This is a genomic window from Pseudomonas sp. NBRC 111119 (assembly GCF_001320125.1).
Taxonomy (GTDB): domain Bacteria; phylum Pseudomonadota; class Gammaproteobacteria; order Pseudomonadales; family Pseudomonadaceae; genus Aquipseudomonas; species Aquipseudomonas parafulva.
The window spans coordinates 45,358-63,898 of the sequence record NZ_BCAV01000016.1 but is presented as its reverse complement, the minus strand read 5'-3'; the positions used below and the strand labels follow the sequence as shown (position 1 = coordinate 63,898).

Below are 18,541 nucleotides of genomic sequence, written 5' to 3'. Positions count from 1 at the left end.
TCTGGTAGGTTCACTCTGATTGAGGTTGGTGCGGATGTTGCTGAAAAATAGTAGGGGTTAGTGTTTGGTTGTTTGTGTTTTGAACGATCCAGGCGGTTTCATTTTGGGGTTGGAAGACTTTGATTGTTGTTTGTCTTGCTGGCGATCAGGGCTGATCGTTCACGAGTCCGGTTTGCTTGAGGCACGTCTGGCGATCCATGGGTCTCATGTCATCCCGAGCGAGATCAAATCACTCCTGAAAAGTGGAAAGCTGTCGACTAAGGCTATGCCGGTTGGCCGATTCAACGAGCTGCACCAAGACTACGTTTGTAGCTGCGCTCTGCGGGTAGCTCGCGAGCTGTTGGCGATCCTGCCTGATGATCTGGTGATCGTAACGGCGCTCGATAATGTGCTCAACAGTTCAACTGGCCACGTGGAGGAATTACCGATCCTGAGTGTGGCGTTCTCCCGAATCACCTTGAACTCGCTCAATCTGGACGCCATCGATCCATCCGATGCCATGAAAAATGAAGAAGGCCCCGTATTGGACAGTGTCTTAGCTCGGCGTATTGCTCGAGCGCATGGCTGGGTGCGTACAGGAGCGCGGATCCGAGATCGTGTCGATCAGCTTGCGCATGCTCATTTCAGGGCACATGAGGAGGAACAACTGGGCACGTTCTTCTGGCCTGCCAGCCTCCAATCAGATTCGGCGGTCGTATTCCGTCGTCCTGGTGACGATGACTCTGTACGTAGCCTTGTAGAAATCTGCTTGCAGGAATTGGCCGCACTTGTGGGTTAAATGGAGACCAAAGGGCACGCGGCTGAAGCCTTGATCCACGCCGTTGCTAGAGAGGCCGGTGTTATGAGGCTCGCACACGCAGGCCGCTTGCGGATCGAGAACGCTATTCGTCATCGCGGGGAAGATTAGGTTGATGTGTTCAGGGTATGAATTGTTCAAACCCTGGGCACTTAAGGAGGCTCCACCGCTGCTTTATTTAATCAATGTGAGGAATGGGTTGTCCGTTGGTGGCTCTCGAGATATGGCTGCTTTCTCTCGCAGGAGGTAGCCATTTAATAAGCTTGTTTTGCGAGGACCTCGAACCTTGCAAGTCCAAATATTCTGCCTATTGGGCTTTCTTAGATGAGCATCCAGCTTTTCAAAGTGACGTTGGATTCGTCGCCATGCGTCGCTTTGAGGGTCTGCTTCGGCTAACTCGGGGTGTTCGGCAGCGTAGCGTTGGAAAATGCCCGGGGTGACCAGGAAAAATGTGCCGTCTACGGTGTGGATCTTGGCATTGCTGTCGTTGACCACCAAACGATGATTGAGAACCCCTTTGCGCAGCCAATCGAGGAAGTCCAGCCCCTCGGCATCCTTGGATGGCGGAGCGGTGGATTGCAGGTTTCCCGCGCTTGGTCCAGTTTCGAGCTCGCTCGGTTCTTGCAACATGTTCATCAAATCCTCGAGATAGTCGAAATCCTGACTTTGGGGAGAGGCGACCGGCTGCTTCTCATCTTCAGCAGTTTGCGGCCTAACTGTCTTGGCTTCGCTGGTCTGTAGTGGACCGTCCATCATCGGTTCTACCGTGCCTGCAAAGCAGTCCGGCCTCGACTCATTGGCCCAAATAAGACTTGGCTGCAGGCGGAGAAAGGTAAAGCGCTGTTGCCAGACATCGTCTGTTACGGTGGCGCTCCATACCGCTTTGCCTCCTGGTGTCGCATCCACCAGCCCATGTGATTGCAGCTCATCGAACAGGGCGATATTGGAGGAAGGGATGCCATCCACCGCCTGAGCTAACAGAAAGGCGCGCAGTTTGTCGGTGGCGGTCTTGCTGACCAGCCACAGATGGTCTTGGGTAAGCCAGCCGACCGCGCCGGGCTGGTTGAGCTTGAACTCGTTTTTGACCAGGTGACGCAGGCCCGTGAGCAGGTGATGCTGCAACGAGTGTTTGGGTGCCTGAAGGGCCTTGGTGGGGTTGGCGCCGATGTTCTGCGCAGTGGAGACCCGGTCAGCTTGCATCACCAGTTCCCCGAGGATGCCGGCGTGCTCGTAGTGGTTGGCCAGCAGAAACAGTAGGTGGCCCCACAGGATTGGATAGTTGCTGAGCCAGTCGAGCTGGCGGGGCGTCAATATCTGTGTGTACAGCAGCCCGGCAGCGGCGCCGTGAAGTTTGTAGTCGCGACCGGTCACGTAGCGAAAGCGGTAGGGCTGGTTCAAAGGGCCGTGCCAGGGGTGCCACACCTCCCCACTCTGATACTCCACTTGAAGGTCGACGGCAATCTTGCCAATGTCGTGGAGCAGGGCGCCATAGGCAATCGCCGCGCTCCAGGCATCGGCCTGCGCGGCCTGGTCTTCTGGCGCAGCGCCGCTGGGTAGCAGGTACGACTGGCGCAGCTTCAGGCTGCAGGCCACTAATTCTAGTCCATGGTCGAGCATGCCGCCCGAGTAGGCATGGTGGTGGCTTTCGCTGGCGGGGAGTTGCTGTACAAAGGCGGCGTAACGGCGGATCGGATCAAGGTAGAGCTGTTCAAACTGAGGCTCGGAGAGCGCTGTGTACTGCCAGATGCGCTCCAACAGCTTTTTCCGGTGGTCGGCACAGAGCAGGGATTCAGGGGCCAGTGGAAGGAAATATCCCTCAGGCGATGGAGCGAGCGTGGGCTCTGCAGCATTGCCTTTTTTACGTTTGAACCACCTGCGTTTCATCGTGGTACCTGCTTTACGTTCAGAAGGTCCTTTTGCCTTTCGGATAGAGCTTTTACCCTTGTGCCCCTTCCATTGCCGCCGTTACCCTTTACCCTGTAGGCCCTTTTCGCGAACGCGAAAATTTGAAGCCTGGCGCATCGAGTTATGGGCTGGACCGGCATGGCCTGTCCTTTTTTCGCGAGGTAGACTATCCGGTATTATTTGGGGGAAGGTAGCCTGATGACGTTGAGCGATGCCATATTGATCGTGCTACTGGCCGACCGGATTCATGGTACCGATGCTGCCATTCGATCAGCAGCCAAGCGCTGTGCGAAACAGCTGCCACGCAGTCAGCGCGATATGCTTTTCAAGATCGGCAACAGTGCTGCGCCTCGTGAATTAGTGGGTCACCTTTGCCAGTTCTTGCCGGACTGATTAGTCACATAGATATGTGCATATTTGAAGGATGAAAAGTTGGATGAAGAGCTAATTAACGCTCGGCTAGTACTTTTGCCTAAGGTACTATTGCCCCACATGCCCCAACCTTAGGAAAGATTTCACATGTCCAAACTTGCCGAATTCAAAGCACTGGAAGCTCAACTGGCTGCTCAACTTCAACAGCTGGACGCGATGAAAAACGATTCCGGCCTGAAGCAGGAAATCGAGTTTGAACAAAAGCTCAAGGCTTTGCTGGACCAGTACGGCATGAGCCTGCGCCAAGTCATCACCATTCTCGACCCATCCAGAGGTGTGAGTGTGAGTGCTGCCTCCGCCTCCACTGGCGCTCAGCGCAAGCCGCGCGAGGTCAAGCGCTACGAGAATCCGCACAGTGGTGAGGTCGTTGAAACCAAGGGCGGTAACCACAAGATCCTCAAGCAGTGGAAGCAGGAACACGGCTCGGATACCGTCGAGAGCTGGCTGCAGTAATCGCTAGCTCAATTGCAGCGGCCGATGCTCGGCGTTGCAGGCAAAACAAAGGCCCCGGTTGGGGCCTTTCTATTTGAAGTGAAAAGTCACGCCGTTAGCCGTTCGGTCGTCTCGCTGGCCTGATCCGACTGCAGCGCTAACAGGTACTCGGACGCCTCACGTGCCTGACCGCTGGCGCGGAAAATGGTGCGTTTATCTTCCTTGAGGATTTTCAACCAGGACGCCAGATACTCCTCGTGGCGCAACTCGCCCTGGGTGCCGGTGAAGGCGCAGAGAAACGCTGCGCCCATCTCCGCGACCAACTCCTCGAAGGCGTACGCCGCAGAGCCGAACGCATGCCCGCCCGTGATGCCTTCCCGGTTGAGGCGGGCGTGGTGACCCGACCAGTGCGTCAGTTCGTGTAACGCGGTTGCGTAGTAGCTGCCGACGTCCACGAACTGGGCCTTGGTGGGCAATTGGATGAGATCCCGAATCGGCAGATAGCATGCGCTATCGCCGTAACGGTGTTCGATGCGTGCGCCGCTGGCGATCAGCAGTTGCTCGGCGGGGGCATGATCGATGAACGCTGTCGAATCTATGCTCTCATCCCATGGCTGTTCTTCGTTGGGAAGTCCCTCGGTCTGCTCGATGTTGAACAGGCAATGCGTCCGCAGCAGCGCGAACTGCACCATCTTGATATTACCTTGCTCATCGCGGACGACCTGACCCTCTTCGTCGTGCGCTTCCTTGCTCATGGGTTTGTACAGCACCGCAAGGGTCGATTGCTCGCCCTTGCGCACATGGCCGCCGGCCTTGCGCGCCTGGTTGTAGGTGAGCCAGAGATCCTGGCGGTACCCACGCAGGCGGGCTTCGGCCCACAGCAGTGGAATGTTGATGCCGGCGTAGGGACGTCGGGTAATCGCGTTGATGGGAAAAGGCGAGTCATTCTGCAAGCCTGTAGTGGTCCAGGGCTTGATCCACGGGATCACCCCCTGATTCAGGGCGTTGACAATCTTGTTGGTGACGTCCAGGTAGATATCGGACATGACGTTCTCCAGTGCAAAAAGGGGGAACGCTGCCCGGCCGGGAAGGGTTCCCGGTGGGGTAAATGGACAGTGGTAGTGCGGGTGTTCAGGCCGACGAGATGTCCACACCGATCTCATGTGGCAACCGGATGTGCAGAAAAACAGGGCCGGTTTCTGGCGTGATGTGAGTTACCTGAAACTGAGTGGCTGTCGTCGAGGAGCGTGAGTCGCGCTGGGAAGCATGATCGAGTAGCAACTCGCGCGATTGGCGCAACTGGTGATCTACCGAAGCCAGAGCGATGCCCAGTACGGCTTGCAAGCGCTGTTCTGATTGCGCGACTGCATCAGTAGCAGTACCAACCTCGGCGATGAATTGCCATACCCCAGGGCTCAGGACAATGGCGGGAAAGGAGCGGTTATTCCTGGACACTTGTGCCTCCTGGGTTAGTTCCATCGCCACAACCCTCACTAAAAACAGGGCGTGTCCAGGCATTAAAACGCGCTTGCTTGTGGGGTCAATGCCCAATCCAGACTGCCTAGCAGGTCGAGTTTCCAGCCGCTTCCAGAGAAGGTTTTCCATCCCAAAACTTCAGATGAGTGGCTCGTTGCTGTTGGCGTGGAGATTGAAATGAGCGATATCCCAGAGAGGCACAAAATCGTGCTTCTCTGGAACATCGCCTGTGTCTCTAGAACGCTCAGGATTTGCCAGTTAGGGCAACCTCGGCAGCGATGTACAAGTGCGTGGAGGTGGCCTCAATCACCAGCGATCCTGCTGTTCCTCGAAGACTTGCGAGAACAGGATCGTCAATGTCGAAGTACTCGGCAAAATCATCGCCGCCGAACTCATCGCGGGCTCGATTCCACCAGGCATCAAATTCGTCGACCTCAGGGTTGCAGCCAGTGGCATAGGCCACGCGTTTACGGCCGTTGCCATCCGGTTTGCTTTCGCCGATCTCGGACATAAGGTAGACACCGTGATCCTTGACCAGTATCACTCTGCAACCATTGATGCCGGCTTCGGCCAACACAGCGTGAAGTTCAGTTCCTGTGAAGCGCAACATGGTGATTTCCTCCAGGCAGTGCGGAGGAATGCCACCCATGCGGGAAGAATTCCCAGCACGGAAATGGAAAAGGAGCTTCAACGGAGCAGGGCTCAGTGAGGCCGATGTGAAAGGGCGCTCATCACCGCGGGAGCGGCAACCGGGCGAGCCACCGAACGCTAATCGCCCTTGGGACAACCATCACGGGAGTGACGTGGCCTTGAAGGTTGAGGCCACCTGGGGTGCTGGATTTCCAGTGATTGCAGGTCCGGTGTATCAAGCGAGTTGGCGTAGCGTCAATGATGATTTTTAGAAGGGTGCGGTGAGCTGATCCATGCAGTGCCACTGGCGATCAGCAGCGTAAACCAAGTGATCAACGGTCATGGAAAACTGCGGGAGAGGAGTAAGCTAAGCTTGGATCCAAATTATCTGTAGCGGTTTGGCCGCGAGTACGACGTAGTAAACGGAGGTACGAAAATGACGGCCCCAGCTTCTTCAAGCCCCAGCCGTACTCCTTTCGGCAAGTACTTGATTCGTGCCGCAGGTCGAGCGGGACGATTGGTCAATCAGCTAGAAACCAGCGTATTGCACTCATCGATTTTGGCGAAGGTGCCGCTTAGGTATCGCCGGGTCGGCATGCAACTTGTTAAGTTGATTCTCTTGCTTGCTGTCGCATCAGTCGCTTTCTTCCTGGCGATCGGAATGGTTGCCCTGTGGACCATCGCGGCGCTGCCTATTAGTACAGATAGGCAACCTGGGATACATGAAATGAGTCACCCTCGACATCATCTCAGGTATCCAGAAATGTACGATGACAATGGGGCCCCGAGGTAATCAGTCATTTCGATTTTCGGGCTGCCGACATTAGCTGCGATGTTCCTTTTTCAGCCTGTGCCTGAGCTCCTTCCGTTGCGCGCGTTAAGAGAGTTTGAACGCCACTGCCCACGTTATATCCAGCCCAACTCATCACGCTGAGGAAAAACATCGGCAACACCACAAACATGACTCCCATCACATACTCGATGACTTGCGCAGTGACCGTCCCATCCATGAAGCCTGCCGTTGGTAATGTTAAAAGCGCCTGGTCCGTGACAGAGACCTGGTGGTACAGCGTGTCGAGCATGCTCGAGTCGATCCAGCGGGCCAGCTCCCACCAAAACGTCAGCATATGCAGGGTGAACAGCGCGAAGGTGATCGTCATCAGCGCTTTGAGCTGATAGGTGCTGATCAGCAGCACCAGCGGCAGGCTGATGATCGTGCCCATGATCAGGAAGGCCTGCACCATTGGCAGAGCAGCGCGTAGCGCATTCATTGCCGGGAAGTTGCTGAACGAGCCCAGGGCCAGGCCGGTGTTGGTGGCGAGGTTGTTGAGCCCTTGCGTCAACGAGCCGCCTCGGGCACTGCTGCCGTAGTCCTGGAACACCTGACCAGGCGCCATGCTCAATGACTGCTGGCGCGGGCTCACCAGTTCACGGAGGGTGGCATCTTCGATTTCGGTCGAGCTGCGCCCGGTCAGCCAGCCGCGCAACTGCGTGAGCAGATTGGGATCGACCTCGGCGACCAGGCGGTCGCGCAAGCCCACCGTGGCATCGCTCCACCATTGCTTGCAGGTTGGGTAACCCGCACCGTTGTCCAATCGGGGCAGAGAGGTATCCCGCGTCTCGTCATACGGCCAATCAACCCGTGGCGTGCGCGAGCGATCCGTGTCGTAGTAACCCGGCGTGTCGAGCAAGTAGGTTGAGCCGATCCAGGACGCATCGTAGCTCTGCGATTCGTCCAGCTCAGGGCGGTTGGTAAACAGCCGCGAGCGTGAAAAACCGTAGCAGTCGCGGGTGAAATCGGCGACCTCCTGCAGTAGTAACTGGTCATTGATCCGCGAGCTGTCGATCTCCATCCGCATCGCGCGAATGTCGGGTGCGCAGGGGATCGACGCCGTGGCGGCGGCGGTGATGCCCTTGCTCATGGCATGCACTAGGTACCACCACACCGGCACGTTGGCGGATTTCTCGCCGATGGTATTGAAGGTGGTTCCCCAGGCTGTGTCGGCGGGCTTGGCCATCGACACGCCACAGCGCTGGCTCGCCGCATCCTCGAAGGTCACGGAGGAAAGGTTCAACGGGAAAAACGGCATGCAGCCAAACAGGATGACGACGTAGCTCATCCACAGCCGGTTCTCGACGCGGGGGATCGACAGTAAGCCCTTGTTGCCCTCATCGGCCCCCTGTTGGCGGGCCGACAACCATTCCTGCAGGATGATCGCGCCAAACGGCGCGGCAAACAGCCCAGTGTCCGCCAGTGTGTTCCAGATTCCGTTGTTGATGATCCACGCCAGCAGCGACAGGTAATACTCGAGGTAACTGTTGGTGCTCATGTTCATGGCTGCAACTCACACACGCGAGAGTTCGACCAGGATGATCGAGCTGAATCCGATAAGGCCCAGGCGCAAGAGCCGGTGCTGGTCATCAGGGCGCGACCGCAAGCGGAGTGCCGCGGTCCAGCCGGCGAAAATCAGGGTGTACAGTAGGGTTCGCCAGTAGGCGAAATAGGGCGTACGCCCCTGTGCTTCCTCGAACCAATCCAGCTGGGGGCCGCTCAGTTGCAGCGCTACCCAGGCAATCAGCAACATGACCATCACGACGCCGAGGATCAGCAGGCCCCGAACGACCGAGCTCCTCACAGAAAACGGCATCATGGCGTGCTCCTTCCCTGATCCGCTCGCTGCAGGCGGTCTGGGCGTGGATCGCGCTGGTCGATATTGCGTGAGGCATCGGCGCCGCCGGCGTGACGATCGAGGACCAGACTGGCGGTATTGGTGGCCAGCGCTTGGCGCACCTGCAACTCGGTTTGCAGCAGGCGGATCTCGCGCTCCAGCGTTTCGACGTTGCTGTTGAGGGCGGTAGTGGCGGGCTGCGCCGACGCCACATTGGGTTCATGGCTGCCGGCCAGCAACGTGCGCTGCAGCAGCATTGCCTTGTAGATCACGCTCGACAACGCGGTCTCGCTGGCCAAACGTCGGGCCAGTAGGTTCTGGTCGGGGTCATCGCGCAGGCCTTCGATGACGCCGCGTGAGACCTGCAGCAACGGGCTGGAGACTTTGCCCAAGTTCTCTGGGGTGGGTTCCTCAGCGCCTGACAACATGCGCTGCAAGCCCTCAAGGTGCTGGGTGTAGGTTTCCTGAATCAGTGGCGTAAGACCGGCGCCCGCGCTCACGCGCAGCGTCTCGCAATCGTTACAGGTCTTTACCTCGGTTTCGCCGAGCACTCGAGTGGCCCACTCAGCAGCCTCGTCGGGGCTCGACCAAGCCTGGCAAATCGCGCCATTCTGACAACTTGAGCCGACGGTCGAGGTGTCTTCGACCGAGCGGTTGTGCAGCAGGTTGTAACCCGTCTTGACCACGTCCGAGGTCACCCGGATCGGCGCCTGGCCATGGCCGCCGGCTTTCTGCCCGCCAATCCAGCTGACGCCGTTGTTGCCGTTGTTGGACTCGGTGTCCTTTACCGCCGTAACGGCATCACCGTCGGACTGCTCCAGGTTGTGCTGCATTTCCTGGTTCTGCGCCAGTGCCCCCCAACCGGCCTGATCCACCTTGTCGGCCATCTTCGCCGCCATCGCCTGGCAGGTGAGCTTCGAACGGTCAAAGTCGATGCGCCCCTGCAGCACGCCGTTGCTCAGCAGCTCGTACAGCCCGGGGTTGGCGCGCTGGATGATCATTGCCGGCAGCGACATCACCGCCTGGGTGGCGTTCTGGATGACGTTGCCCATGATCTGCTGGAAACCCTGGGTGGCACCGTTGAGCTGGTTCTGCAGGGTGTTGGAGAGGTTCATGTTTCCGCACATCATGTTCGCGCGCCAGGACAGGCCCACGCCGAGTTCACTGGGGCGGTAGAGCGAGGAGGGCGCGCCCGCCGCCGACCCGCCACCGATGGTGTACATCACCCGGTCGTCCAGAACCTGGGCCTGATCGCCCAGGTGGTAGCCGCTCTCGGCGGCGTGGCCGGCGGCGCATACGAAGATGCATACCAACCCGAATGAAAGGGTGTTCATCACTGGCCTCCATCAAAGTCGATGCTGAACAGGAAGGTCTGGCCCATGCGTTGGCAGCACCTGTACGGCCGCCACAGCGACCAGGCGTAGGCGCCCTCGGCACTCTGGATCGTTGGGCTGGGGAAGATGGCGCAGGTGCTCTGCACCCTCGGTGCGAGCAACTGCCAGCGGTGGTTGTTGACGTTGTTCTCCATCACCGGCTGTGGCGGCCAATAGCCGGGAGAGGGCATCGGCTGCAGCGGCAAATAGACGTGCGGCTGGCCGACACGGGTGATGAAATCGCTGGCGCGCTGCGCCATCACCGCAGCGGCCTTGAAGTCGTCGGGTTGTACCAAGACACCCTGGCGGGGGTAGACGTTGCCCCACATGTTGCCGAGGGCCTGGCTACCGATCTCACGCATGCCCGGAATGAGCGCTTGCGGGTAGACGGACTCGGGGATGGCCTGGCGCCAGGCTAGTGGATCGAGCGTGCTGAGGTAGTAGGGCGCAAGTGGCACCGCCCCGCTTGGACATGCATAGCCGAAGCTGTGGGCCAGGGCAGTCAGTGCAGCGCCGCCAGGATGTCCGATGCCGTCGACATTCTTGAAGCGGGGCAGGTTGTTGCGCTGCGGCGAGGATGTGATCAGGTTGCCCCCGCCTTGCGACAGGGGTGTCGGTGCCGACAAGGCAGACATCTCGCCCCAGGGGTTGCTGCCGGTATCGGAATAGCTCGCGACCACCAATTCGGGAATGAAGTGACGGACCTTGGGCGAGGTTCGCACCGTACAGCCGAACGGAGTACACAGCAGCCAGTAGCAGATCCCGACGATCCGGTACTCCAAACACTGCAGCGACGCGACCGAGGCAATGATGGCAGGGGTGGTCAGCGCCAGGCACTGCTCAGCGGCCAGGAGCAAAGCGATCGCGACGAAGGCGCGACCTCGGCCGGGTTTGTTTGGCTGTGGCGTTCGGTATGGGGCGGTCAGGTTCATCGGCAGCACTCGGCAAGGGGCAACGGTGTGCATCCATGCGCCGAGTTGCAGCATCGCGGATCAGGCAGAGGAGGGGGACGGACAAACCGAGACTCGTACGTTCGATTTCTTCAGTCGCCAGGGTGAGGCCGCGGATTTTCCAAAATCACCGAAGGAGTACAAATGTACTCCTATCGATTTTTATTGTTCAGCAGGCCCAGAACATCGGTATTCCGAAGTTCAGGACATGCCGCGCAAGCGATCGATGTCCGCCGCAATCTGCAGCGCAGCCTCCAGCTCGGATAACTGATGCGCTTCCATCAGCCGCCAGCGCTGGGCCTTTTCCTCGGGCTCGGTCATGGCCAGGGCGAGGTACAGGCTTGGCGGGACTGCACGAAACAGTGTCTCCAGTTGCTTCGACAGAACCACGCCCTCGGTGTACTTGCCCGAGGACTTGCTCGCCGACAGCAGCAGGGTCTTCTGCGCCGGCGTGAGCTTCTTGAAGCGCGCGATTTCCTCGATTTCCGCCGGCGGCATGTTCAGGCAGATCCACCACTCGATCATGTTGAGCATGGTTTGTGCCGCGTCGGGGAAGTCGGCCAGGTTCTGCGTTGCCAACCAGAACCAGGCACCGAGCTTGCGCCACATCTTGGTGCCCTTGACCACGAAGGGCGCCAGCAGCGGGTTTTTGGTGATGATGTGACCTTCGTCGGTGACCATGATGATCGGACGACCGAGGTATTGATCGCGTTCGGCGAGGTTGTTCACCGTGTTCATCAGGCTGATGTAGCTGATCGACATCTGCGCTTCATAGCCCTCGCGGGCATAGGTGGCGAGGTCGACGATCGTGACATCGCTTTCCGGCCAAGGGGTGCCTGGTCGGTCGAACAGCGCACCCTCGAAGCCCTGGCAGAACAGGTCGATGGACTCGGCCATTTCTTGGGCCCGCTCGCGACGCTTGTCTGGCAGGTGGGTGTCGCTGGCCACCACTCGAAGGGCATCACGAACATGGCGCGTCATGACCTGCTGATCGCTGGCCGCACAGTGCCTGGCGGCGTCGAGGATGCACTCGCGAATCAGGCTGCGGTCAGCCCGGGTGAGGCGGGCCTCTTCCTTGGCTTCGCCCCCGGTGATCATCAGGCGAGCGGTAATCTCCAGTTCGCCCAGCACATCGCGTTGCTCGTCACTGCCCGAAGCGTCTTCATCCAGGTCTTCGGTCGACAGACTGGCGACCTGGTCGGGGCGCTCGATCAGCCGCCGAGCATCGGCGAAGGGAGCCAGGCTCAAGCCGCTGCCGGGCTTGAGCTGAACCTTAGTGACGGTCAGGCCGAGGGTGGCGAAGTAGTCGCCCTGCAGGCCGAAGGAGTTGCCGGCTTCGACGATGAACAGCCGCGGCCGATACACCGCCATGACTTGCATCAGGATCGAGACCAAGGTGGCCGACTTGCCAGCGCCGGTCGGGCCGAACAACAGCAGGTGACCATTCATGGAGCGGTCGAAGCGGGATAGGGGATCGAACGACAGCGGCGCACCACCTCGGTTGAAGAAGGTGATCCCTGGGTTGCCGGTACCGATGCTACGCCCCCACAGCGGCAACAGGTTGGCGACATGCTGAGCGAACAACAGGCGGGTGTACCAGTTCCGTTTATCCCGCGCGGGGTTGTAGACCATCGGCAGCCAGCGCAGGTAGCTGTTGCAGGCGGCCACTTCATCGCCCTCACGCACCGGTTGCAGGCCGGCGCCGAGCAGTACGTTGGCGGCCTGGATCGAGCGCTGGCGCAATTGCGGCTCATCGGCGCCACGCAGGTACAGTGCCAAGGTGCCGCGGTATAGCTTGTGCTGGCGGCCAATCAGCGCGCGGGCCTCTTCCACGTCCTGGCGGGTCTGGGTCGAGGCCAGGTTTTCGCCGATGGCTTTGCGCGCCAAGCGGTTGAGTTGCTCCTCGAGCACATCCTGGGGTGTGATGACCAAGGTCAGGCTCAGGATGGCCTGCTCGGGTAACTGGTCAAACAGGGCGTTGAGCGCCTCCCCCTTGCGGGTCTCGCCGGTCAGCTGGCCGATGTGGGGTGGCCTGCGCAGTTTGTCGACCACCATCACCGCGTGCGGCTGTTGATCGAAATACCACAGCCCCTGCTCGCGGTCCGAGCGTGGCTCCTGAAAGAACAGTCGCTCGGCAAAGTCGTGGTCGAACGGTAGCGACAGCCCATCGCCGTCATCGGTCTCCGGGTAGGGCACGCGTCGATAGAATGCCGCTGGTGATTCGCCCGTGAGGGTGGGGGCTGGGTTGAACCAAGGCAGCAACCAGGCGTAGAAGTCACGCCCGTTCAGCCGGCGAGGATTGACCCCGCAGGCCTGTAACGATGCCATTAGGCGGTCACAAGTCCTTCCCAGCAACTGAGCGGGGTTTTGCCCTTCGTCGTCGGCCTGGTCACCGAGCCAGCGATAGACCACCAGCCGAATCCGTCGATTGCTGCCGCGCCAGGGCAGGTGCGACACGACATGGTCGTCGAACAAGCCGCCTGGCTTGGCAATGGCATCGAGGTGGTGTTGCATCGAGGCGAGGAAAGCGGCGGTGAACGGTGTGCCTGTCGCCCGTGGTGCAACGTACTGTTCCAGGCGCTCCAGGTACGGGGAAAAATCACTGTCGTCCTGACAGAAGAACTGCACCACCCAGGGTGCCTGGTCGAGCTCGTCGAAGCTGTCCTGCAGCGCATCCTCCAACGCATCGCGCGCCGCCATCAGCCATTCGGGCTCACGGCCCTCGGTGCCGATCGGCTGCAGTTCGAACACGGCGCCTACCGAGCGGTTGTCATCGAGCAGAAAACACTGCTCCTCCTCGAGGTATTCGACCCAGGGCAAGTGGTCGGTGAAGCTGGGGTTGTGCGCGTACTGCTCAGTCTCGTCCGCACGTGTTGCGCGCCGACGCTGCGCCGCGCGCCAGGGCTGCCAGCGCGGCGACGTGCGATCTGCATCCTCGTCCATCACAGATCGTCCAGGCGTTCGCCGGGCAGTGCGTACTGGACCTTTTCGTACAACGGGAACACGGTCGAGTAGCCGGGCACCGGCGCCTGCTGGGTGCCGGCCAGGTGCGGGTAGACGTACATCACCAGGTCGGGATTAGGCAGGCGTGGGAACTGAGCGCGGATCTCGTTGGCGGCTGTGCGGGTGTAGGCGCTCTGGTCCTTGATCAGGCGCTCGGGATCGAGCACTGGCCGGCGCAGTTCGCCGCGAGCCTCTTGCAACTGCTGCTGCGTGCCGACCGCGCCGCCGCTGTTCCAGATATCCAGCATGGTGTGATCGCCGTGGGGCAGCATCTCGTCCTTGCTGGTGGTGCAGCCTGCCAGGTGCAGGCACAGCAGCAGGCTAATCCAGGTCCAGTACCGAAACGGATGGGCGTTCATGATTCACTCTCCGGCCTTTGGGTTCGTAGTCGATGCTGATTTCGTGATCCAGGTGCAAGGCCACCTTGGCCCCCGGCGGGACGTAGATGGCGGCGAAGGCTTCTCCGTAGAGCTTGTTGATCCAGTCACGGATGTCGCCGATGCCCCCGCTGATGACCGAGTTCAGCGCGCTGTTGCCGCTGTTTTGCGAGAGCCCCAGGCTGCCGCTGGCAGAGTTGATGAATGAGGTATTGGTCTGTTCGCTGCCTAGCGCTGCCGCGAAGCCGGCGCCGGCTGCGGTGATCAGGCTTTGGCTGCCCAGGTACTGTTGGGCGTTGGAACGGCGCTCGCCGGCGATGCAGGGAATGCCGTAAGGGTCGGAGATGTAGCCGAGGCCCCCGCGGATTTTTTCGGTGTCCGAGGTCTGTGCGCTGCTGCGGTTGCGACTGACCACCTTCTGCGGCTGCGGCACCGTGCGAATGGTGCCGTCGCTGAAAACAAAGGTGATCGACTCGACCTGGCCGCGCACGCAAGACAAGGTCCAATCACCCGCCGCAGTCCCACTCATGACGGCGCCGACCACGTCCGGCAGATCGATGCCGTTGGCGGTGAGGTTGTCCGGTCCCACCAGTACCTTGAACGGGTAGGGATCATTCACCGTGCCGTCCACCGGCACGCGGCCAATCAGGGCGGTCATGGCGATCGAGCCCATCAGGGTCGAGTTCTCTGGGATGGTGTAGACCGGCTTGGCGCCTTCGGCCCGATCCTGGGTGTTCTCCAGGTCGCGCTCGCCCTTGGCCACGGCGCGCAGATGGTCTTGGCTCCGGTCGATGGCGTTGTTGTCCAGGCCATGCAGATCCTTGAACTTTGACGTCAGCGACGACAATGGCCCCTCCGCTTTGCTGGCCCCCTCCTGGCCGGCACGTGCATTGGAAGGCTCGACCCACTGCACCGCATCCGCTGCCGGTTGGGCCCCGGAGAATTGTTGCCCGTCACCCGGCTCTAGACCGAAGCCCACGGGTACGTCGGACTTCGCGGCCGGCTTACTGGTGAGCTGGTCCTTGAGTCGGGATAGCAAACCCTGGGTCTCTCGGTGCTGTTGCTCGGCCTTCTGCCGAGCATCGTTGGCCTGCTGGCGCTGCTCGGTGACTTGCTGGGTGACACTGCTCAGCGTGTTCTGGATCCGGCTGTCGATATTGCCTTCGCGCGTGCGCAGCCGGTTGTTCTCAGTCTGCAGCGTCTCATTGCCTTTCTTCAGCGACAGCATCTCGCTGCGCATCGCTTTGACCTGGCCAATCAGCGTTGCCACGGTGTCGCGCGGCGTGTCGCCGGCAATGCCGAGGGCCTTAGCCTGGTCAGGGCTGAGTGCGGTGTTCTCTGGGTCGTGGGCAGGTTGTCCATCCGGCGCCGCCATCCAGGATTTGCCGATGATCAGCACAATCCCCAGCAGGATTGCGGGTACCAGCCATTTCAGTAAGCCGTTAGCTTTCATGGTCGGCAGCCTCCGGCGCTGGCGGTGGCAGCAGCAGTGCGTGCTTCAGGTCGCCGCCGCGGGTGACGAGGTACGCCACGGTGGTGTCTTCAGGTGTGCCGGCGTGCCCCAGATACTCATGCTGGAAGGTGGCGGCGTACAGCGTGGCCTGCAAGTGACGCGGGTCCAGCGTGACCTTGGCCGGCCCACGGTTGACGATCTTCACCGCCGTCACCCAGTAGTCACCCAGCCGCCAGACGGCGAGTCCCTTGATGGCCACGTGCTCGGTCGGCAGCAGTGTGCTGAAGCCTGAGGACTCGCCCAGCGGGACCCGGCGCACACCGGGTAAGGGCGCCACGGTGCGCAGTGGCGCGTACAGGTTCTGCGCGGCATAGCGCGTCAGCACCACCGGTACCGGCGTCGCTGCAGGCGCTGCGTCCGGCGCGGTGTCCACATCTGGTGCCTGTGCCTGAGCAACGATCTTGACCGGCTCCAGCGTCTCGCTGCCCTCGAGCGCTTCGATGTCGACCAGGATGATGTCCCCTGACTTCACCGACTGCAGCTGCAGTCGGGTCGGGGGGATGGCTTCCGACGCACGCAGGTACACCGTCCCGTCGACTGACTGCACGCGCAGCTTACTGCTGATCGCACTGGGTAGCCCGACGCGGACATCTTCATCCAACATCAGGAGACGTTCCTGGCCTACCGTCAGCGGCACGGCCAGCGGCAGGCGGTCCCAGTACTTGACCTCAACGGCGGCTGCGGCTGAACACCACCCGGCCACCGACACCAGAATCAGGATCAAGACACGCATCATCACGCACCTCCAGGCAGCGTCAGCTTCTGCGGTGTGCCTTCGTAGCAGTCCAGGGCCAGGCCCCATTTGTTGTGCTCGGGGTCGACGTCGAAACGCACCACACGCAGGGGGTAACGCACGACCACGCGCTTTACCGGCTCGGCGGCGTAGTACTCGTCAGCATTTAGGTCGAGCTTGACCAGCCAGCTGTGCTTATCCAGCTGCTTTACCCGCAAGTCGGGATCATCGCTGTAGCCGCGGCCCAGGACCTCGTATACACCGCGCACGCGACCGCGCAGTTCGCCGGCCGCCTTGCGGTACTCGAAGTCGCCGTCGAAGAAGGTCTTGCACGCCGGTGTCAGGTAGGGCTGCAGGGCGAAGATGGCACGGTGGTAGTCGACCTCGCCGTCGGTGGGCCAACGGTTGAGCTGGCCGAAGATGTACAGGGCAAAGGCATAGATGTTCTCGGGTGGCACGTCCCACCATTTGCGCGTACTGCCGGAGCGCAGATCCGGCGGCACGTGTATGGTCAGTTCGGAAGGCGCGGACTGCCAGCCGTACCACAGACCCATACATATCAGTGCCAAGGTCGCCACGGCCAGGCGCAGGCTGAGGATATGCGCCTGCTGCGCATCCACCTTGTTGCGAAAGCGGCTCATGGGTCGGTCCTTGCAGACCGGCGCGTGCGCCGGACCGTCCACGGGCCGGAGTGCAGAATCAGGTACTGAGTGCCGATGCCCCAGTTCACGGCCAGTTGCCACTGAAGGCGTCGATACAGCCAGGTCTCAGGGCGAGCGCGTTTGGCCCGACGGAGTAGCTTGCCGCCACCGAGCAGCACCAACGCCATGCACAGGAACATGCAGGTGGGGAGGGTGGCGATGGAGACGGTGGCCACCGCCAGCGGCGCGCCGAGGACCACACCCAGTACGGCACCAACAATCAGCGCGACCCACATCTCGTCGTTGGTGAGACCACGCAGGACGGCCGGATCGCGGTTGAGGCGTTCCGGCAGGAAGGTCAGCGTGCCGTCGGGGAGGGTGGCAGGGGCGTCGGACATGGAAACCTCACAGGATCGTCGCAGCTTTGGTGAGGAACCACAGGATCACCACCACCAGCAGCGCGCCTACGCCGACCACGGCACCGAGGTCCTTCCAGGTCTTGCGCTGGTTCTGCACGTCGGCGTAGACGGTGAGCGAATGCCAGGCCACGCCCAGGAAGGCAAGGGTGGCAATCAGCAGCCCGAGTAGGATGCCGCCGTCGTAGGCGTAGTTCTTGATGGTGTCGATCAGCCCCGACCCTTCGCCGCGGGAGGGCGCTTCCATGGTCGGCAAGTCAGCCCTGGCCAGCGTCGAGCTCAGTAGCACCAGACTGCCGAACAAGGTTTTTGCATAGGTGGCCCGCAGCAGGAGCAGTGGAAGGAAGTAGCGACGGGAGCGTTTCATGGCAGGGTCTCCAGATTACGACAGCATGAAAAACATCATCACGATCAGGGCTAGGGCCAGACGCAGCGTGCTGCCGCCGAGCGCACCGAAATTGAGATTGCCGGCCGCCCAACCGCGGTAGCCGGTCCACAGGGCCCAGGCACACCAGAGCAACGCCAGCACCAGCACCGATGAACGCCACAACACCGAACTGAGCTGCGGGGTAAACCCGGCCACGGCCGAGAATGCGCTGAGTTGGGCGTCAGTCATGCTCATCGGATGGCCTCGCGAGGGATGCTTCAGTACGGTAATCACCGGTTACTTCGACCATGTCAGCTGGCTGCGCGCGGGAGGGCGACAGGTAGTTACGGATGCCTTCACGTACACGTTCGAGGTCGGCCGCAAACCTCTGATAGTCGAAGCGATAGCGCGCTCCAGTGGCACCGTCAGAGCCGCTTGCCGCGCGATCGACCAACTGTTCGATGGCATTGAACTGTCGTTGCACAAGTCCCAGATCTGAGCACTCGCGATTTTCTTGCGCAACAGCCGGGAGTGTTGTTAGAAAAATCACAAGCAACGGGAAGGCATATGTCCTCATGGCGAGCTCCAGAGCTATCTCTGGTCGCCACCATTACTGAGCGGGCGAGTTAAGGCACGCGTTAAAAGGATTCATGGCCTTTCGCATTCTGACGAGGTTGGCAGGAGCGGGGCAGGACAGGAGTTGAGCCATTGAGGTAGCGATACCAATTTGCTGGCGCTGGTGGGCTTACTAACGCTGTAGCGAGCATCTGAGATACTCGCCAGTCATCAATCGGAGAATGACAGTTCTACCTGCAGTGCGTGGGGTGT

The 18,541-nt window shown here is 60.6% G+C and carries 20 protein-coding genes; 3 read left to right on the top strand and 17 right to left on the bottom strand.

What is annotated here, in order from left to right; translation table 11 throughout:
• The first annotated feature begins 79 nt into the window (after positions 1-79).
• Complete coding sequence (locus APH25_RS26210) at positions 80-778, top strand: DUF3320 domain-containing protein (protein ID WP_307606309.1); 699 nt, start codon at positions 80-82, stop codon at positions 776-778.
• Positions 779-970: 192 nt separating this feature from the next.
• On the opposite strand, the gene mobH is transcribed toward APH25_RS26210, so the two are convergent.
• Positions 971-2,680, bottom strand: a complete 1,710-nt coding sequence (gene mobH / locus APH25_RS06690) for a MobH family relaxase (RefSeq protein ID WP_012315180.1) — start codon at positions 2,678-2,680, stop codon at positions 971-973.
• 219 nt (positions 2,681-2,899) lie between these two features.
• On the opposite strand from mobH, the gene APH25_RS06685 reads away from it, so the two are divergent.
• A complete protein-coding gene (locus tag APH25_RS06685) occupies positions 2,900-3,094 on the top strand; it encodes a hypothetical protein (protein WP_012315179.1) in 195 nt (64 codons plus the stop codon).
• Positions 3,095-3,220: 126 nt separating this feature from the next.
• Entirely contained in the window at positions 3,221-3,586 is a 366-nt protein-coding gene (locus tag APH25_RS06680) for a histone-like nucleoid-structuring protein, MvaT/MvaU family (RefSeq protein ID WP_012315178.1), read from the top strand.
• 86 nt (positions 3,587-3,672) lie between these two features.
• Here the strand turns inward: APH25_RS06680 and APH25_RS06675 are convergent, their stop codons facing one another.
• The 16 genes from APH25_RS06675 to APH25_RS06595 form a co-directional block, all read right to left on the bottom strand.
• Positions 3,673-4,611 carry an ArdC family protein gene (locus tag APH25_RS06675; RefSeq protein WP_012315177.1) on the bottom strand — a complete coding sequence of 313 codons (939 nt, stop codon included), beginning with the start codon at positions 4,609-4,611 and terminating at the stop codon, positions 3,673-3,675.
• An 85-nt stretch (positions 4,612-4,696) separates the two neighbouring features.
• The gene (locus APH25_RS06670) at positions 4,697-5,170 is read right to left on the bottom strand and encodes a hypothetical protein (protein ID WP_052293025.1); all 474 of its coding nucleotides are present in this window, start codon (positions 5,168-5,170) and stop codon (positions 4,697-4,699) included.
• A 115-nt stretch (positions 5,171-5,285) separates the two neighbouring features.
• A complete protein-coding gene (locus APH25_RS06665) occupies positions 5,286-5,651 on the bottom strand; it encodes a DUF3085 domain-containing protein (protein ID WP_012315176.1) in 366 nt (121 codons plus the stop codon).
• An 817-nt stretch (positions 5,652-6,468) separates the two neighbouring features.
• A complete protein-coding gene (locus APH25_RS06655) occupies positions 6,469-8,007 on the bottom strand; it encodes a conjugal transfer protein TraG N-terminal domain-containing protein (RefSeq protein WP_012315175.1) in 1,539 nt (512 codons plus the stop codon).
• A gap of 9 nt (positions 8,008-8,016) precedes the next feature.
• A complete protein-coding gene (locus APH25_RS06650; protein WP_012315174.1) occupies positions 8,017-8,322 on the bottom strand; it encodes a hypothetical protein in 306 nt (101 codons plus the stop codon).
• Positions 8,319-9,674, bottom strand: a complete 1,356-nt coding sequence (locus APH25_RS06645; protein WP_041505769.1) for an integrating conjugative element protein — start codon at positions 9,672-9,674, stop codon at positions 8,319-8,321. Before APH25_RS06645 ends, APH25_RS06650 begins: the two co-directional genes overlap by 4 nt.
• A complete protein-coding gene (locus APH25_RS06640; RefSeq protein ID WP_023047476.1) occupies positions 9,674-10,645 on the bottom strand; it encodes a TIGR03756 family integrating conjugative element protein in 972 nt (323 codons plus the stop codon). Before APH25_RS06640 ends, APH25_RS06645 begins: the two co-directional genes overlap by 1 nt.
• Before the next feature lie 219 nt (positions 10,646-10,864).
• Positions 10,865-13,606 carry a conjugative transfer ATPase gene (locus APH25_RS06635; RefSeq protein WP_041505770.1) on the bottom strand — a complete coding sequence of 914 codons (2,742 nt, stop codon included), beginning with the start codon at positions 13,604-13,606 and terminating at the stop codon, positions 10,865-10,867.
• A complete protein-coding gene (locus tag APH25_RS06630; protein WP_013972285.1) occupies positions 13,606-14,025 on the bottom strand; it encodes a TIGR03751 family conjugal transfer lipoprotein in 420 nt (139 codons plus the stop codon). Before APH25_RS06630 ends, APH25_RS06635 begins: the two co-directional genes overlap by 1 nt.
• Entirely contained in the window at positions 13,988-15,496 is a 1,509-nt protein-coding gene (locus APH25_RS06625; protein WP_041505771.1) for a TIGR03752 family integrating conjugative element protein, read from the bottom strand. Before APH25_RS06625 ends, APH25_RS06630 begins: the two co-directional genes overlap by 38 nt.
• Positions 15,486-16,292 (bottom strand): TIGR03749 family integrating conjugative element protein, encoded by an 807-nt coding sequence (locus APH25_RS06620; RefSeq protein ID WP_041505772.1) that lies wholly within the window; start codon positions 16,290-16,292, stop codon positions 15,486-15,488. The genes APH25_RS06625 and APH25_RS06620 overlap by 11 nt, the downstream gene beginning before the upstream one ends.
• On the bottom strand, positions 16,292-16,930 hold the full coding sequence (locus APH25_RS06615; RefSeq protein ID WP_023047474.1) for a PFL_4703 family integrating conjugative element protein: 639 nt from the start codon (positions 16,928-16,930) through the stop codon (positions 16,292-16,294). Before APH25_RS06615 ends, APH25_RS06620 begins: the two co-directional genes overlap by 1 nt.
• Complete coding sequence (locus APH25_RS06610; protein ID WP_041505773.1) at positions 16,927-17,328, bottom strand: TIGR03750 family conjugal transfer protein; 402 nt, start codon at positions 17,326-17,328, stop codon at positions 16,927-16,929. Before APH25_RS06610 ends, APH25_RS06615 begins: the two co-directional genes overlap by 4 nt.
• A 7-nt stretch (positions 17,329-17,335) precedes the next feature.
• Positions 17,336-17,713, bottom strand: coding sequence for a TIGR03745 family integrating conjugative element membrane protein (locus APH25_RS06605; RefSeq protein WP_023047519.1), 378 nt, complete (start codon positions 17,711-17,713; stop codon positions 17,336-17,338).
• A gap of 15 nt (positions 17,714-17,728) precedes the next feature.
• Positions 17,729-17,968 (bottom strand): TIGR03758 family integrating conjugative element protein, encoded by a 240-nt coding sequence (locus tag APH25_RS06600; protein ID WP_031311871.1) that lies wholly within the window; start codon positions 17,966-17,968, stop codon positions 17,729-17,731.
• On the bottom strand, positions 17,955-18,290 hold the full coding sequence (locus tag APH25_RS06595; RefSeq protein ID WP_060481455.1) for an RAQPRD family integrative conjugative element protein: 336 nt from the start codon (positions 18,288-18,290) through the stop codon (positions 17,955-17,957). Before APH25_RS06595 ends, APH25_RS06600 begins: the two co-directional genes overlap by 14 nt.
• Positions 18,291-18,541: the final 251 nt, after the last annotated feature.

What these genes read in the sequence shown, in the direction of transcription:
- APH25_RS06615 (WP_023047474.1), bottom strand. Translation starts at nt 16,930, where the DNA reads ATGAGCCGCTTTCGCAACAAGGTGGATGCGCAGCAGGCGCATATCCTC.
- APH25_RS06600 (WP_031311871.1), bottom strand. Translation starts at nt 17,968, where the DNA reads ATGAGCATGACTGACGCCCAACTCAGCGCATTCTCGGCCGTGGCCGGG.
- APH25_RS06655 (WP_012315175.1), bottom strand. Translation starts at nt 8,007, where the DNA reads ATGAACATGAGCACCAACAGTTACCTCGAGTATTACCTGTCGCTGCTG.
- APH25_RS06665 (WP_012315176.1), bottom strand. Translation starts at nt 5,651, where the DNA reads ATGTTGCGCTTCACAGGAACTGAACTTCACGCTGTGTTGGCCGAAGCC.
- APH25_RS06605 (WP_023047519.1), bottom strand. Translation starts at nt 17,713, where the DNA reads ATGAAACGCTCCCGTCGCTACTTCCTTCCACTGCTCCTGCTGCGGGCC.
- APH25_RS06630 (WP_013972285.1), bottom strand. Translation starts at nt 14,025, where the DNA reads ATGAACGCCCATCCGTTTCGGTACTGGACCTGGATTAGCCTGCTGCTG.
- APH25_RS06670 (WP_052293025.1), bottom strand. Translation starts at nt 5,170, where the DNA reads ATGGAAAACCTTCTCTGGAAGCGGCTGGAAACTCGACCTGCTAGGCAG.
- APH25_RS06595 (WP_060481455.1), bottom strand. Translation starts at nt 18,290, where the DNA reads ATGAGGACATATGCCTTCCCGTTGCTTGTGATTTTTCTAACAACACTC.
- APH25_RS06685 (WP_012315179.1), top strand. Translation starts at nt 2,900, where the DNA reads ATGACGTTGAGCGATGCCATATTGATCGTGCTACTGGCCGACCGGATT.
- APH25_RS06610 (WP_041505773.1), bottom strand. Translation starts at nt 17,328, where the DNA reads ATGTCCGACGCCCCTGCCACCCTCCCCGACGGCACGCTGACCTTCCTG.
- APH25_RS06620 (WP_041505772.1), bottom strand. Translation starts at nt 16,292, where the DNA reads ATGATGCGTGTCTTGATCCTGATTCTGGTGTCGGTGGCCGGGTGGTGT.
- APH25_RS06635 (WP_041505770.1), bottom strand. Translation starts at nt 13,606, where the DNA reads ATGGACGAGGATGCAGATCGCACGTCGCCGCGCTGGCAGCCCTGGCGC.
- APH25_RS06640 (WP_023047476.1), bottom strand. Translation starts at nt 10,645, where the DNA reads ATGAACCTGACCGCCCCATACCGAACGCCACAGCCAAACAAACCCGGC.
- APH25_RS06650 (WP_012315174.1), bottom strand. Translation starts at nt 8,322, where the DNA reads ATGATGCCGTTTTCTGTGAGGAGCTCGGTCGTTCGGGGCCTGCTGATC.
- APH25_RS06675 (WP_012315177.1), bottom strand. Translation starts at nt 4,611, where the DNA reads ATGTCCGATATCTACCTGGACGTCACCAACAAGATTGTCAACGCCCTG.
- APH25_RS06680 (WP_012315178.1), top strand. Translation starts at nt 3,221, where the DNA reads ATGTCCAAACTTGCCGAATTCAAAGCACTGGAAGCTCAACTGGCTGCT.
- APH25_RS06625 (WP_041505771.1), bottom strand. Translation starts at nt 15,496, where the DNA reads ATGAAAGCTAACGGCTTACTGAAATGGCTGGTACCCGCAATCCTGCTG.
- mobH (WP_012315180.1), bottom strand. Translation starts at nt 2,680, where the DNA reads ATGAAACGCAGGTGGTTCAAACGTAAAAAAGGCAATGCTGCAGAGCCC.
- APH25_RS06645 (WP_041505769.1), bottom strand. Translation starts at nt 9,674, where the DNA reads ATGAACACCCTTTCATTCGGGTTGGTATGCATCTTCGTATGCGCCGCC.